The 15,166-nt window shown below is 34.2% G+C and carries 7 protein-coding genes; all 7 read left to right on the forward strand.

Annotated elements, in window-relative coordinates:
- The first annotated feature begins 20 nt into the window (after positions 1-20).
- The 7 genes from DFQ06_RS05525 (at position 21) to DFQ06_RS05555 (ending at position 15,163) form a co-directional block, all read left to right on the forward strand.
- Positions 21-1,535 (forward strand): sulfatase family protein, encoded by a 1,515-nt coding sequence (locus tag DFQ06_RS05525; RefSeq protein WP_074935601.1) that lies wholly within the window; start codon positions 21-23, stop codon positions 1,533-1,535.
- A 17-nt stretch (positions 1,536-1,552) separates the two neighbouring features.
- Positions 1,553-4,819, forward strand: coding sequence for a beta-galactosidase, LacZ type (locus tag DFQ06_RS05530; protein WP_133966525.1), 3,267 nt, complete (start codon positions 1,553-1,555; stop codon positions 4,817-4,819).
- A gap of 14 nt (positions 4,820-4,833) precedes the next feature.
- Complete coding sequence (locus tag DFQ06_RS05535; protein WP_133966526.1) at positions 4,834-7,323, forward strand: glycoside hydrolase family 2 TIM barrel-domain containing protein; 2,490 nt, start codon at positions 4,834-4,836, stop codon at positions 7,321-7,323.
- 2 nt (positions 7,324-7,325) lie between these two features.
- Positions 7,326-8,717: a sulfatase-like hydrolase/transferase gene (locus DFQ06_RS05540; RefSeq protein ID WP_133966528.1), complete on the forward strand. Its 1,392-nt coding sequence runs from the start codon at positions 7,326-7,328 to the stop codon at positions 8,715-8,717.
- Between the two features lie 54 nt (positions 8,718-8,771).
- Positions 8,772-10,301 carry a sulfatase family protein gene (locus tag DFQ06_RS05545; RefSeq protein ID WP_235833492.1) on the forward strand — a complete coding sequence of 510 codons (1,530 nt, stop codon included), beginning with the start codon at positions 8,772-8,774 and terminating at the stop codon, positions 10,299-10,301.
- 153 nt (positions 10,302-10,454) lie between these two features.
- Positions 10,455-13,331 carry a glycoside hydrolase family 2 protein gene (locus DFQ06_RS05550; RefSeq protein WP_133966531.1) on the forward strand — a complete coding sequence of 959 codons (2,877 nt, stop codon included), beginning with the start codon at positions 10,455-10,457 and terminating at the stop codon, positions 13,329-13,331.
- A gap of 11 nt (positions 13,332-13,342) precedes the next feature.
- Positions 13,343-15,163 (forward strand): arylsulfatase, encoded by a 1,821-nt coding sequence (locus DFQ06_RS05555; protein WP_235833493.1) that lies wholly within the window; start codon positions 13,343-13,345, stop codon positions 15,161-15,163.
- Positions 15,164-15,166: the final 3 nt, after the last annotated feature.

Below are 15,166 nucleotides of genomic sequence, written 5' to 3' on the forward strand. Positions count from 1 at the left end.
TTTATTTCTATACGTGAAACATGAAAATTAAAATCTGTTTTTTATTTTTAATAGTTGCTATTTCTTCATGTAACAAAAAGGTTGAAAAAGAAGCTTCTAAAGTAAAGCCAAACATCGTCTTCATTTTTACCGACGACCAAACTTACTCTTCTATTCATGCACTTGGGAATAATGAAATAATAACCCCAACAATGGATTTGTTGGTTAAAGAAGGAACCACATTTACAAATGCTTACAACATGGGAGCTTGGAGTGGCGCCGTTTGTGCTGCCTCTAGAGCCATGTTAATTTCTGGTAGATCTGTTTGGAATGTAAATAACTTCAGAAAAAATTGGATAAAAAAAGACTCCTTAAATAAAACCTGGGGAAAACTTCTAGAAACAAATGGTTATGATACATACATGACAGGGAAATGGCATGTAGATGCACCTGCAAACCAGGTTTTTCAACATACCAAACATGTGCGTCCGGGAATGCCAAAAGACACTTGGGATCATTGGAAAATGGTTGCAAAATTCGATTCGCTATCTAAAACAAAAAATCCAGATTACGAAGCTATTATGCCTAATGGTTATAACCGACCAAAATCTATTAACGACACCACTTGGAGGTCTTTTGACACGTCTAAAGGTGGTTTTTGGGAAGGCGGAACACATTGGAGTGAAGTATTAAAAGATGATGCTATATCTTTTATAGATGAAGCAAAAACTAAAGACAATCCCTTTTTTATGTACTTAGCTTTTAATGCCCCTCACGATCCAAGGCAAGCACCAAAAGAGTATTTTGATATGTATAACTTAGATAACATATCGTTACCTGAAAGTTATTTGCCAAAGTACCCTTTTAATGAGGATATTGCTAGCGGTATAAATGTTAGAGATGAAGCCTTAGCGCCATTTCCAAGAACTGAATTAGCTGTAAAAACACATACCAAAGAATATTACGCGAGTATTACACACGTAGATGCACAAATAGGTAAAATAATTGAAGCGCTTAAAGCTTCTGGTAAAATGGACAACACCTATATTATTTTCACTGCAGATCATGGTTTAGCTATGGGAAGACATGGTTTAATAGGAAAACAAAGCTTATTTGACCATAGTATTAGACCACCAATGATAATTCTAGGACCAGATATCCCTAAGAATAAAAAAACGAATGTAGATGTGTATTTGCAAGATGCCATGGCCACTTCACTAGATATTGCAGGTGTAGAAAAACCAAAGTATATTGAGTTTAATACTTTTTTAGACATTGCCAAAGGTGCTAAGAAAACTAGTAATTACCATGCTATTTACGGTGCTTATAAAGATGCCCAAAGGATGATTAGAAAAGACGGATATAAACTTTTGGTATACCCTAAAATTGAAAAAGTATTGTTATTCGATCTTAAAAAAGATCCCGAGGAAATACATGACATTTCTAAAAACCCTGAACAAAGAGAACGCGTAAAAACATTATTCAATCAACTATTAAAGCTTCAAAAAGACATGGACGATCCATTAGACATTTCGGCTTTAAATAAAACATTATAAATTTTTATAAATAACCCATGCGAAAATTTAAATTAAGCTATTTAATATTTATTCTATCCCTTTCTATTTTTGCTCAGCAAAATGATTGGGAGAACCCGAAGGTTAATCAAATTAACAGGCTTCCGGCAACCGCAACTTTTTATAATTTTGATAATGAAGCCCAAGCTATTTCTGGAGAAAGAGAAGCTTCTAGCCAATATAAAACATTAAACGGCGATTGGAAATTTAAATGGGTGGCTACGCCTGCTGAAGCCTCTAATTCTTTTCAAGAAACAAGCTATAATACATCCAAATGGAAAACCATAGATGTACCATCAAACTGGGAAATGAGAGGTTACGGGACTCCTATTTACACGAATTCAACTTATCCGTTTTTTAGTGATTTCCCATATATAAATAACTCCGATAATCCTGTTGGACACTATATTAAAACTTTTGAAATCGATGAGTCTTGGAATGAACAAGATATCATTCTTCATTTTGGAGGCGTATCTTCTGCATTCTATGTTTGGATAAATGGTGAATTTGTTGGTTATAGTGAAGACACGCGTTTACCATCAGAATTTAATATCACTAAAAACATCAAAAAAGGTAAAAATACAATTGCTGTTAAAGTTTATAGATGGTGCGACGGTAGTTATTTAGAAGCACAAGACCATTGGCGCATGAGTGGTATTGAAAGAGAAGTTTATTTAAAAGCCGTGCCTAAAGTACGTTTATCTAACTTTTTTGTTAGAACAGAATTCGATGACGCTTACAATAATGCTTTATTACAAATAAGACCAGATTTTATAGCCAACATTACAGATAAGTATATTGAAAAAGTAGGCCATTTTGGAGATAATCCTTTAAAAACTACGGTTGATAATTGGACCTTAACAACCAAACTAATCGATGCTGAAGGCTATACAGTTGGCAATAAAAACACATTAAAATTAGGAGATTATTTTGGAGAAAGTTATCCGCAGCGTGATAATGTCTATTTCGGTTTAATTGAAACTGAAATTAAATCGCCTAGAAAATGGTCTTCTGATGATCCATATTTGTATACGCTTTTATTTGAATTGCAAGACGATAAAGGAAACACCATTCAATACTCTAGTACAAAAGTTGGTTTTAGAGAAATTGAAATTGATGATAAAGGTAGATTTTTAGTTAACGGAAATCCTGTAAAAATGATTGGTGTTAATAGACACGATCATAACATGAAAAACGGAAAAACGGTATCTAGAGCAGATATGGAAACCGATGTTAAACTATTAAAGCAATTTAACTTCAATGCCGTGCGTACCTCCCACTACCCTAACGATCCTTATTTTTATGATTTATGTGATAAATACGGAATCTATGTTATGGATGAAGCAAATCTAGAAACACATGGTATTCGTGGGAAATTAGCAAATGAGCCAAGTTGGGCTCAGGCTTACTTAGAGCGGGCTATTAGAATGGTGGAACGTGATAAAAACCACCCAAGTATCGTAATGTGGAGTTTGGGTAACGAGTCTGGAATGGGGCCAAATCATGCGGCCATGTCTGGTTGGATTAAAGATTTTGACCCAACACGTTATCTTCATTACGAAGGTGCCCAAGGTGTTCCCTCTCATCCGGACTACAAACAAAAGTTCTTCAAGAAAAACCAAGGCAACCCAACAGATCCATCTTGGGTAGATATGCTAAGTAGAATGTACCCTTCACCACAAGACTTACAAGATTTAATAGACCATACAAGTCCAATTGATAACCGACCTGTTGTAATGTGTGAATATGCTCATTCTATGGGGAATTCAACTGGTAACATGAAAAAATATTGGGATGTTATTTATAAAAACGACAGAGCTTTAGGTGGCTATATTTGGGATTGGATCGACCAAGGCATCGTGAAAACAGATGAAAACGGTGTTGAATTCTTAGCCTATGGCGGCGATTTTGGAGATAAACCAAACTCAGGAAGTTTCTGTATAAATGGCGTTATAGCTTCAGACAGAACACCCAAACCAGCCATGTACGAGTGTAAAAAAGTAAATCAACCTGTAGAAATTTCTGAAATAGATGCTCAAAAAGGTGAGTTTAAAATCTTAAACAGACATCATGCCATCAACTTATCTAAATACGAGTTGTCTTGGAATATAACAGAAAATGGTGTGGTTATAAAACAAGGAACGATAGACCAATTAACAACAGCTCCTTTTAAAACTAGTGCATTAAAAATAAGCTACAAAAAGCCGAAATTAAATGCAGCTAGTGCTTATTATTTCAATATTGAAGGTAAGCTAAAATCAAATGAATTATGGGCTAAAAAAGGCTATATCGTTTTTAATGAACAGTTTAAATTAAATTATACTATTAAAGAAGCTAACACCGTAAAAAGCGCATCAGCTTTAAACATCATTGATAAAGAAAACGCTATAACCGTTGAAAACAAAAATATTAAACTTCAAATAGATAAAGGATCCGGTTATATCACTTCATATATATCTAAAGGTACATCATTAATGGCTTCACCTTTAAAATTAAACTTTTGGAGGGCTGAAACAGAAAATGATGAAGCTTATAGAAAAGCAACCAAAAAACAAAACGAATTAGATTGGATGCATGCTGGCGATCAATTTAAATCTGAACAAGTTACGGTTGTTAAAAATGAAAACGGTAAAGCTATAATAGATGTTCTAGGTACCATTGAAAAACCAAAAACGGAAGTTAATTTACAATATACCATTTTAGGAAATGGCCAAGTAAAAGTATCATACACCGCTAAAATTAACTATGGAGCGCCAAATCTACCGCGTATAGGTATGCAATTCGATATCCCGAATACATTCCAAAACGTAACGTATTTAGGCAAAGGACCACAACCAAATTATGCAGATAGAAATTATGGTGCACATGTTGGTTTGTATTCTGGAAATGTAAACAGCATGAATTACCAATATGTTTATCCAGAAGAATACGGAAACCGTACAGAAATAAGTTGGTTTAAACTAGAAAACCCAAAAGGTAAATCGGTGTTAGTTTCTGGTAAAGACAAACTAAATTTTAGTGTAATACCATATAGCACACAAAATCTACAAGAAGCAAAACACACCAACGAATTAGTTAATAGAGATGTTTTTACTGTCAACATCGATTTAAATCAAACAGGTGTGGGTGGCGATGATACTTGGTCTCCAGGTGCTGAACCTCACGACGAATATTTAATAAAACCTGGTACATATCAATATCAATTCTATTTATTGCCTTCAGACTTAAAAACAACAATAAAAAATCCAAAATCGATTAAATTTTAAACCCTAATTGAATTATGCAATTTCATAAAATATTAGTATTCATTTTAATTCTATTTATGTTTTCATGTAATGAGAACAAACCAACGTTAATTACCGATAAAGACTTTAACAAGAATTGGTTATTTAAAAAAGACACTATTCCTCAAGGTGAAAGCATCACTTTAGATGATAGTAGTTGGAGAAAATTAAATGTACCACACGATTGGGCTATTGAAGGTCCTTTTGATAATAAGCACAATGCTCGAAATGGCGGTTTACCAATAGATGGCATTGCTTGGTATAGAAAACATTTTACTGTTGATTCTAACCATAAAAACAAGCAAATTTCTATAGAATTTGATGGTGTAATGGATAATTCTACCGTATTTATTAATGGTCACAATGTTGGTAAAAGGCATTATGGTTATAGCGGTTTTGAGTACGATTTAACACCGCATATCAAATTTGGAGAAGATAACGTTATTGCAGTACAATGTGCTCCTGAAGTCCTATCGGAAAGATGGTATCCTGGTGCTGGTATTTATCGTAATGTACGCTTAAAATTAAACAATGCCGTACATATTCCGCAATGGGGAACCTATATTACAACGCCAAACGCAACTGCAGAACAAGCAACTGTTAAAATTGAAACTAAAATAAAAAACGCAACAGATTCTAATACGGAAGCTACTTTAGAGACAACTATTTTAGATACAGAAAATAATAGTGTTGCGGTATCTACTCAAACTATTCAACTAGAAAAAAATTCCGAAGTAAAACAAATTCAAGATATTGAAGTAAGCAACCCAAAACTTTGGGATATTGGTGTTCCTAATTTATACAAAGCCATTAGCCGAGTTAAAATTGATGGTCACGTTGTAGATGAGTTTGAAACAGAATTTGGTATTAGACAAATTGAATTTAAAAAAGAAGGTTTTTACCTTAACGGAAAAGCTGTAGAACTAAACGGTGTTTGTATGCATCACGATTTAGGACCTCTAGGAGCCGCTGTAAATTATAGAGCTACAGAGCGTCAAATGCAAATTATGCAATCTATGGGCGCTAATGCTTTAAGAACAAGTCATAACCCGCCATCTACAGAAATGCTACAAGTTTGCGATAGATTAGGTATTGTTGTTATTGATGAAGCTTTTGATGAATGGAAACTACCAAAAGTACCTAATGGCTACAGTAATTATTTTGATGAATGGGCAGAAACCGATTTACGAGATATGATAAAAAGAGATCGTAATCATCCTTCTGTTATTATGTGGAGTATTGGTAACGAAATTTTAGAACAAGGTAAACCTGATGGTTGGAAAACAGCAAAAATGCTTAATGATATTTGCCATGATGAAGATAACACTAGACCAACAACTGCTGGTTTTAATTACTATCCTGCATCATTTACAAATAAATTAGCGTATCAAATTGATGTTGTTGGTGTAAACTACAAACCGGCATATTACGGTGAAATTAGAGAACAAAACCCGGATATGATTTTTTATGGATCTGAAACATCTTCTCAAACCAGTACAAGAGGTTATTACGATATACCCTTAGATTACAAGGTTAAAAAGGAAACCAACCAGGTTTCTAGTTACGATGTTACTGTTGGACCATCTTGGGCATATTCTCCAGATGTTGAATTTGCTGCTCAAGAAGCAAATCCACATTCTTTAGGAGAGTTTATTTGGACAGGTTTTGATTATTTAGGAGAACCAACGCCTTATGGTGGTCGAGATAATACAACCAATGGTTATTGGAATGACGATTGGCCATCTCACGCCTCTTATTTTGCTCCTGTAGATTTATGTGGATTTCCAAAAGATAGATTTTATTTATACCAAAGTCAATGGACAACAGAACCAATGGTTCACGTTTTACCTCACTGGAATTGGGAAGCTAAAAAAGGAGAAACTATTCCTGTTTACGCCTATACCAATTGTGATGAAGTTGAACTATTTGTAAACGGAAAATCTTACGGAAAAAGAGTAAAAGGAAAAGATTTAACCGAAGTTCATACAGAATACAGAGGCTTTTTAGATTCAGGGTATGGATTTAAAAGAGGTATATTTAAATCAAAATACAGGTTATCTTGGAATGTGCCTTACCAACCGGGTAGCATTAAAGTGGTTGCTTATAAAAACGGTGAAGTTGCTGCTACCAAAGAAATTAAAACAGCAGGAAAACCTGCTAAAATTAAATTAATAGCTGATAGAACTGAAATCGATGCAGACGGAAAAGACTTGTCTTTTATAACCGTTAGAATTGAAGATAAGGATGGTAACTTATGCCCAAATGCTGAAAACCTAGTGAATTTTGAAATAACCGGAAATGGTGTTTTAGAATCTGTGGGGAATGGTAACTCTGCATCATTAGAATCATTTAAAGAAGATCACATCAAAGCTTTCTACGGTAAATGTTTAGCAATTATTAAAGGCACCGAAAAAGCAGGAACCATAAATATAAAAGCTACTTCTATTGGTTTAGAGGTAGATAACATAATTGTAAACACTAAGTAAAAATGAATTTCAGAAAAAGAACTTTAGGCCTTTTATTTTTAATATTATTTACCTCCATAAATAATACATTTGGTCAAGACAAACCTAACATTATTGTGATCCTAACCGACGATCAAGGTTGGGCCGATGTTGGTTTTAATGGCAGCACAGACATCCCAACTCAAAATCTAGACAGGTTAGCCTCTCAAGGTGTTGTATTTACAAACGGCTACGTATCTCACCCTTATTGCAGTCCGTCGAGAGCTGGTTTATTAACGGGGCGTTATCAAGCTCGTTTTGGTCATGATTGTAACATGCCTTATCATCAAGAAAATGATGCAACAGTAGGAACTCCTTTATCAGAAAAAATGATGTCTGAAGCATTAAAAGAACAAGGCTATAGAACTAGTGCTATTGGAAAATGGCATCTTGGAGATCATCCAGATTTATATCCTCCTAATCAAGGTTTCGATCATTGGTTTGGTTTTCCTGGAGGCGGCATGAACTATTGGGGGAAATCCAAAAATGATATTCAAACCATATATAGAAATGGTAAAGTTGTTCCTGAAAACGAATTAAAGTACCTTACTGACGATTTTACAGATGAAGCTATTAAGTATATTTCTAAAAAAGATGACAAACCTTTTTTTATGTATTTAGCCTATAATGCACCTCATTCGCCAGATCAAGCAACTAGAGAATATCTAGAAAAAACAAAACATATTGAATACGCTGGTAGAAGTATTTATGCTGCCATGGTAAACGCTGTTGATAATAATGTTGGTAGAATAGATTCTACTTTGGTAGCCAATAATATTAAAGACAATACTATTATTGTATTTTTAAGCGATAATGGCGGTAGAATTGAACATGCAGATAACAGACCATATAGAGGTCATAAAGGGATGTTATTTGAAGGCGGTATAAAAGTGCCATTTTTCATGACTTGGCCAAAGAAAATTAGAGAGAATCAACATTATCAAAATATTGTATCATCTTTAGATTTATTTCCTACATTCTTAAATGCGGCTGGAGCTAAGGCAAGAAAAGAAAAACAACTAGATGGAGTAGATTTATTGCCATATATTACAAATAAAGTAAAATCGGCACCACACGATGAACTTTTTTGGAGGTCTTCTGGAAACTTTGAATATGCAGTAAGAAAAGGAGATTACAAACTATACAAGAGTGCTTATAAAAACAAAACCCTACTGTTTAATTTAAAAAAGGACAGTTTAGAACGTTATGATATTTCGGATGGTAATTCAAAAATCATAGCCAATCTAGAAGCTGCTTATAAAAAATGGGATGCTAAAAATATTGATCCTAACTGGCTTGATCCACATGCAGAAAATGTGCTTAAAGAAGAAAAAAGATGGGAACAAACTAGAAAAAAATCAACAAACTCAAACTAAAGCTATTTCTTTATGATTCAACTATTTAAACCAACATTTTTTAAATGCTCTATTATGATAATTACGCTTGCTTTATCCGTAAGCTGTAAAAACGAAAAGAAGCAAGAAGCACCTCAAAAAACAGAAACCAAACCAAATATTGTTTTCATTTATTTGGATGATTTGGGTTATGGTGACATCAGCGCAAATGGAGCAACAGAAATCTCTACGCCCAACATCGATAAATTAGCCAATGGTGGTGTACGTTTTACAAACGGTTATGCAACATCAGCAACCTGTACTCCTAGCCGTTTCGGGATTTTAACAGGTATATATCCATGGAGGAATAAAGATGCTGCTATTTTACCAGGTACAGCTCCATTAATTATAAGTACAGAACAAACTACAGTTCCTAAAATGTTAAAGCAACAAGGCTATCAAACTGCTATAGTTGGTAAATGGCATCTAGGTTTAGGTAGAGGAAATGTAAATTGGAATGAACGCGTGTCTCCTGGACCAAATGAAGTTGGTTTTGAAGAATCGTATATTATGGCTGCAACACAAGATAGAGTGCCAACTGTGTATATAAGAAACGGTCATGTAGACGGTTTAGATCCTAACGATCCTATTGAAATTAGTTACAAAACAAATTTTGAAGGAGAGCCTACAGGGAAAGATAATCCAGAACTTTTATCTATGGAATGGCACCACGGCCATAATAACAGTATTGTAAACGGAATACCTAGAATTGGATACATGAAAGGTGGCGAAGCTGCAAAATGGAACGATGTAGACATGGCAGACCACTTTTTAAAAGAAGCGCAAACCTATGTAAAAAAGCATAAGGAAAATCCATTCTTTTTATACTATGCCTTACAACAACCACATGTACCACGCACACCACACCCGCGCTTTGTTGGAAAATCTGGTATGGGACCACGTGGCGATGTTATTTTAGAGGCCGATTGGGTTATTGGAGAATTCATTAAAACTCTTGAAACAGAAGGAATCTTAGAAAATACACTTATTGTTTTATCTAGTGATAATGGCCCGGTATTAAATGATGGATATAATGATGATGCTGTAGAGAAATTAGGAAACCACTCTCCTACCGGAGGTTTAAGAGGTGGAAAATATAGCTTGTTTGATGCAGGTACACATGTGCCATTTATTACATACTGGAAAGGAACTATTGAGCCAACGGTATCAGATGCTGTAGTTTGCCAATTAGATTTATTTAGCTCTTTAGCACATTTAACTGGTAGTACTGAAAAAACAGATGATAGTGAACAACTATTAAATGCCTTTTTAGGAAAATCTAACCAGGGTCGAAAAAACTTAATTTTAGAGGCTGGTCAAAAAACAGCATTACGCAGTGGAGACTGGGTATTAATTCCGCCTTACGAAGGAAAGCCTGTTAATAAGCAAGTAAACATTGAATTAGGAATTTCTAATGAATATCAACTTTATAATTTAAAAGAAGATAGAGCTCAGAAAAATGATTTAGCAAATACTAACAAAGAAAAATTAGCTGAATTGACTGCAACCTACCATAAATTAAGAGGTAAATCCGACATTGAAATTAAAGAACTCGAATTAAAATAAACTGAAAAATAGTATTAATAAGAAAGGCTTTGGATGAAAATTCAAAGCCTTTCTTCATTTTAGACCATATGTTCTATCATTCTATCCATATCTAATTACCACACGAGATGAGAATAAATATTTTTGGTATGGATAAATTTTATACAACAAAAAATGAAAATCAAATTCTTAATTATCGGACTTCTAATTGGTCATCTTAATTTTGCCCAAAGTAATAATTTACCAAAAGGTTTTGAGGCCGGAAACAGGACAAAAACAAACCTAAATTTAGGATGGAAATTCCATTTAGGAGATCTTAAAGCGAAACCAACAAGCATAAACTTTGATGATAGTAATTGGGAAGATGTTTCTGTACCACATAACCCGCAATTAGTTTCTTATGAGCTGGATAGTATTAAAGAAACTTGGGTACAAGAAAACTATTTAAGAGATATTAGTTGGTATAGAAAAAAACTGAAGATTGAAGCTAATACTTCTCAAAAAATATTTTTAGAGTTTGAAGCCGTACATAACGCAACAGAGTTATGGGTTAATGGAGAAAAAGTGGGTAATTACGCTGTAAATGGCTATACTCCTTTTCATTTTGATATTACCAATTTTGTAAAATTCGGACAAGAAAATACTATTGCTATAAAAGCAGATAACACCTATAACCAAACTATTGCTCCCGATCCTCATAGAACAGATTATGTAAAATTTGGAGGTCTCTACAGAGATGTTTACTTAGTAACCACTAACAAACTACATGTCAATTTCAATTGGGAAAATTTTGATGCAGGTGTACACATCACAACACCAACTGTAAACAGAAACAACGGTACAGTTACTATTAAAACCACTGTAAAAAATGAAAATTCAACAGATATAAACAGTAAGATAGTAACCAATATTATTAATAAAGAAGGTTTTGTAATTAAGAAGCTCATTTCAGAAGTTGCTATTGCTGCAAACTCATCATATACATTTAGACAATCTGCAACGGTTGAAGAAGATTATCATTTATGGTCTCCAGATACACCATATTTATACCGTGTAAATTCTGTTATTTATGACAAAGAAACACCTGTAGATTTTGTAGAAAACAAATTCGGATTCAGAAAATTTTCTTTAGAAAAAGGCAAAGGTTTCGTTTTAAATGGAGAACCACTTTTTTTAGTCGGTGCCAATCGTCATCAAAGTTATCCTAATATTGGTGATGCTGTTCCAAATTCATTTCATTATAATGAAGCTTTACAGTATAAAAAATCAGGAATGAACATCATAAGATTATCACATTACACACAAGATGATGCTTTTATTAATGCCTGTGATGAATTAGGGATTTTTGTTTATGAAGAACCATCTACTTGGATTGAATGGGGCGATGATACTTGGTTCGAAAACTTAGAAAAAGCAACCAGAACCATGATTCGTAACCATAGAAACCATCCGTCAATTATAGTTTGGGGTGCAGGTATCAATCATAGAGGTCCTGTACCTAGAATGCAAACTGTTGCCAAAGAAGAAGACCCTTTTAGATTAACGGCCTCGGCTTCTGCGCCATGGGATGGTCCAAAAAACGAAGGCATTACAGATGTTCATGCCACAATGGATTATAGAAGAACAGAATTCCCTGAGAGTGCGTTTACTATGGTTATGGAACACGGAAGTTCTCCAAATGCTGAAGTCAATCAATTTCATATTTCAAGATACAAAGGCAATAAAAATAATTTTGCTGCCATTACTTGGTTGGGTGCAGATTACAATCATTTACAACCCGATATTAACGACGATCAATGGTCGCGAGATTTCATGACCACTTATGGCGTGCTGTCTCCTTATAGAGTTCCGAAGCCAGTTTATTACTGGTATCAATCAGAACTTGTAAAAAAACCAATAGTTCATATTGCAGATGAAACAGCTTCAAAAGACGGGAAAGTTAGAGTTTTTAGTAATTGTCAAGAAGTAGAATTATATCAAGATGGAACACTAATAGCAAGACAATTACCGGATAATGATGTTACAAAAACCAATTTAAATCATCCTTCATTTACATTCAAACATAACTGGAAAAAAGGCACCTTAAAAGCTATTGGATATTCAAACGGAGAAAAAGTAACAGCATTCACAAGACAAAAGGAAGGCAAACCACATCATATAAAAGTTGAATATAACATCACAGATCAACCATTTTATGCCGGCGGATCGGATATTAGATTGGTATACGCTTCTATTCTAGATGAAAATAACGAAGTCGTTACCAACACAAAAAACGAAGTTCAGTTCTCAGTATCTGGCGCTGGCGAAATAATTGATAATGGAAAAATCTATGCTAATCCTGCTCTAGTCTACAATGGTGTAGCCGCTATTTATGTAAAAGGAACTAATGCAACAGGTACCATAACCATTACTGCAAAAGCGAAAGGTTTAAAGTCAGGAAAAGCAACAATTAATACCGTAAAATTTAACACCAACGAAATTGCAAACCAAGCTCAACCTATTTTCGACTATCCAATAGAACGCGTAGATATTGGTGGCGATAAACAATTGGTGCAATTTGAATGGCAAGAATGGACAGGAAACTCTAAGAACGAATTAAAATACACCTTAAAAGAAACCAATACAAAAGTAGAAATAAGTGCGGACCAAAATATAAATTGGTTAGGAAATGGCACAAGTATGATTGGTGATTTAAGTTTTGTAGGGACAGATGGAATATTTGTTGAAAAAGGAGAAATCACTCTAAAACTAACGAACTTAAAAGCTGGTAAATATGCTATAGAAACCTTTCACCATGCCAGAAAGACGGATATTAAATTAACCAACGACATAGAAGTTACTATTGAAGATGTCGATGGAAGTTTTACACGCACATCCGACGATCATATTGTGAATTATTATGATAATGCTAGCAGTGGCGAGCGTAAACCAATTTCAATACAATCAACCTTTACATCAAATGGCGCTAAAGCTGTTACTCTAAAATTTAAAAGTATCAATGCCAAAGGAACTTTATGGCTAAATGGTTTCATATTAAATCAAATAAAATAACAAGTAAGAAGATGAAAATTATAAAAATTTTAGTGCTTTTTTTAATTATCACAAGTTGTGGTATTAAAAATGAACAAAATATTGAAGCCAAAAACACTTCTAAACCCAATGTTATTCTTATTGTTACCGACGACCAGGGTTACGGAGATGTTGGTGCACACGGAAATACAATTATAAAAACACCAAATATTGATAACTTCCACAAAGAAAGCTATCATTTAACTAATTTTCATGTGGGCCCTACCTGCGCTCCTACTCGATCAGGATTAATGACGGCTAGATACGCCAATAGCACAGGAGTTTGGCATACCGTTGGAGGCTGGTCATTGTTGAGAGAAAATGAAAAAACTATGGCCAATATGTTTGCCGAAGCTGGGTATAAAACCGGTGGTTTTGGAAAATGGCATTTAGGAGACAACTACCCGTTTAGACCAGAAGATAGAGGTTTTCAAGAAACCGTAATGCACGGTGGCGGTGGCGTTCAACAAACTCCAGATTATTGGAACAACACCTATTTTAACGACACTTATTTTCATAACGGAAAACCTCAAAAATATCAGGGCTATTGCACAGATGTGTTTTTCAACGAAGCTCTAAACTTTATAGAAAAGAATAAAGACAATCCTTTTTTCTGCTATATAGCTCCAAATGCTCCACATGGTCCATACAATGTGCCAACGGAATATTACAATTTATATAAAGATTTAGGTAATGATGTTTTAGCAGATACCCAAAAACGTTTTTACGGAATGATTACCAATATTGATGATAATTTTGGTAAACTAAGAAACAAACTGAAAGAATTAAATGTAGCCGATAATACCATTCTTATTTTCATGACCGATAATGGTACCTCTTCTGGGTATTACAATAAAACAGGCAGGATTACAGGCTTTAATGCTGATATGCGTGGTACCAAAGGAAGCGAATATGAAGGTGGACATAGAGTCCCGTTTTTTATTCATTGGAAAAACGGAAAAATCACAACGCCTAAAGATATAAATACATTAACCGCACAATTAGATATTATGCCCACTTTAGCAGATTTGTGTGGCATTAATTTACCAAAAAACCATCAACCTTTAGACGGACAAAGTTTAGTGCCACTTTTAAGAGGAAAAGACACCTTAAAAAACAGAATGCTAGTAACAGATTCGCAACGTGTTCAACATCCTAAAAAATGGAAAAACTCTGCCGTTATGCAAGGAAATTGGAGATTGATAAACGGAAAAGAACTATATAACATTTCTACAGATCAAGGACAGCAAAATGATATTACAGCTAAACATCCTGAAAAAGTAAATGAAATGAAAGCCTTTTATGAAAACTGGTGGACGCAAGTTTCTAAAGATTTTGATAAAGAAGTTTACTTTAAACTAGGCTCAGAACATGAGAACCCTATAACACTTACTGCACATGATATTCATGCAGAATCGGGAGCTTATCCTTGGAACCAAATTTATATTAGAGAAGGTGTAATTGGTAATGGGTACTGGAGTGTCGATATTTTAAAAAGCGGCAATTACGAGGTGTCTTTAAGACGATATCCTATAGAATCAAACTTAGCTATAAATGCAACAACACCTGCTATAACAAAAGAAGAACTACCCGGTTTGGAAAACGATATTCCAAAAGGAAAAAACTTGAGTTTTGTAAAAGCTACCATTGAGTTTGACAATCAACTTAAATTAGAAAAGGTTGTAAATGAAACTGATCTATCAACCACATTTACCGTTTCATTAAAAGCAGGAAAAACTAAGTTTACAGCTAATTTTTTAGATAAAACAGAACAAAATAACACAGTATACTATGCGTACATCAAAAAAATATAACAT

It is taken from the genome of Algibacter lectus (assembly GCF_004368925.1).
Lineage (GTDB): Bacteria > Bacteroidota > Bacteroidia > Flavobacteriales > Flavobacteriaceae > Algibacter > Algibacter lectus.

What these genes read in the sequence shown, in the direction of transcription:
- DFQ06_RS05525 (WP_074935601.1), top strand. Translation starts at nt 21, where the DNA reads ATGAAAATTAAAATCTGTTTTTTATTTTTAATAGTTGCTATTTCTTCA.
- DFQ06_RS05530 (WP_133966525.1), top strand. Translation starts at nt 1,553, where the DNA reads ATGCGAAAATTTAAATTAAGCTATTTAATATTTATTCTATCCCTTTCT.
- DFQ06_RS05535 (WP_133966526.1), top strand. Translation starts at nt 4,834, where the DNA reads ATGCAATTTCATAAAATATTAGTATTCATTTTAATTCTATTTATGTTT.
- DFQ06_RS05540 (WP_133966528.1), top strand. Translation starts at nt 7,326, where the DNA reads ATGAATTTCAGAAAAAGAACTTTAGGCCTTTTATTTTTAATATTATTT.
- DFQ06_RS05545 (WP_235833492.1), top strand. Translation starts at nt 8,772, where the DNA reads ATGATAATTACGCTTGCTTTATCCGTAAGCTGTAAAAACGAAAAGAAG.
- DFQ06_RS05550 (WP_133966531.1), top strand. Translation starts at nt 10,455, where the DNA reads ATGAAAATCAAATTCTTAATTATCGGACTTCTAATTGGTCATCTTAAT.
- DFQ06_RS05555 (WP_235833493.1), top strand. Translation starts at nt 13,343, where the DNA reads ATGAAAATTATAAAAATTTTAGTGCTTTTTTTAATTATCACAAGTTGT.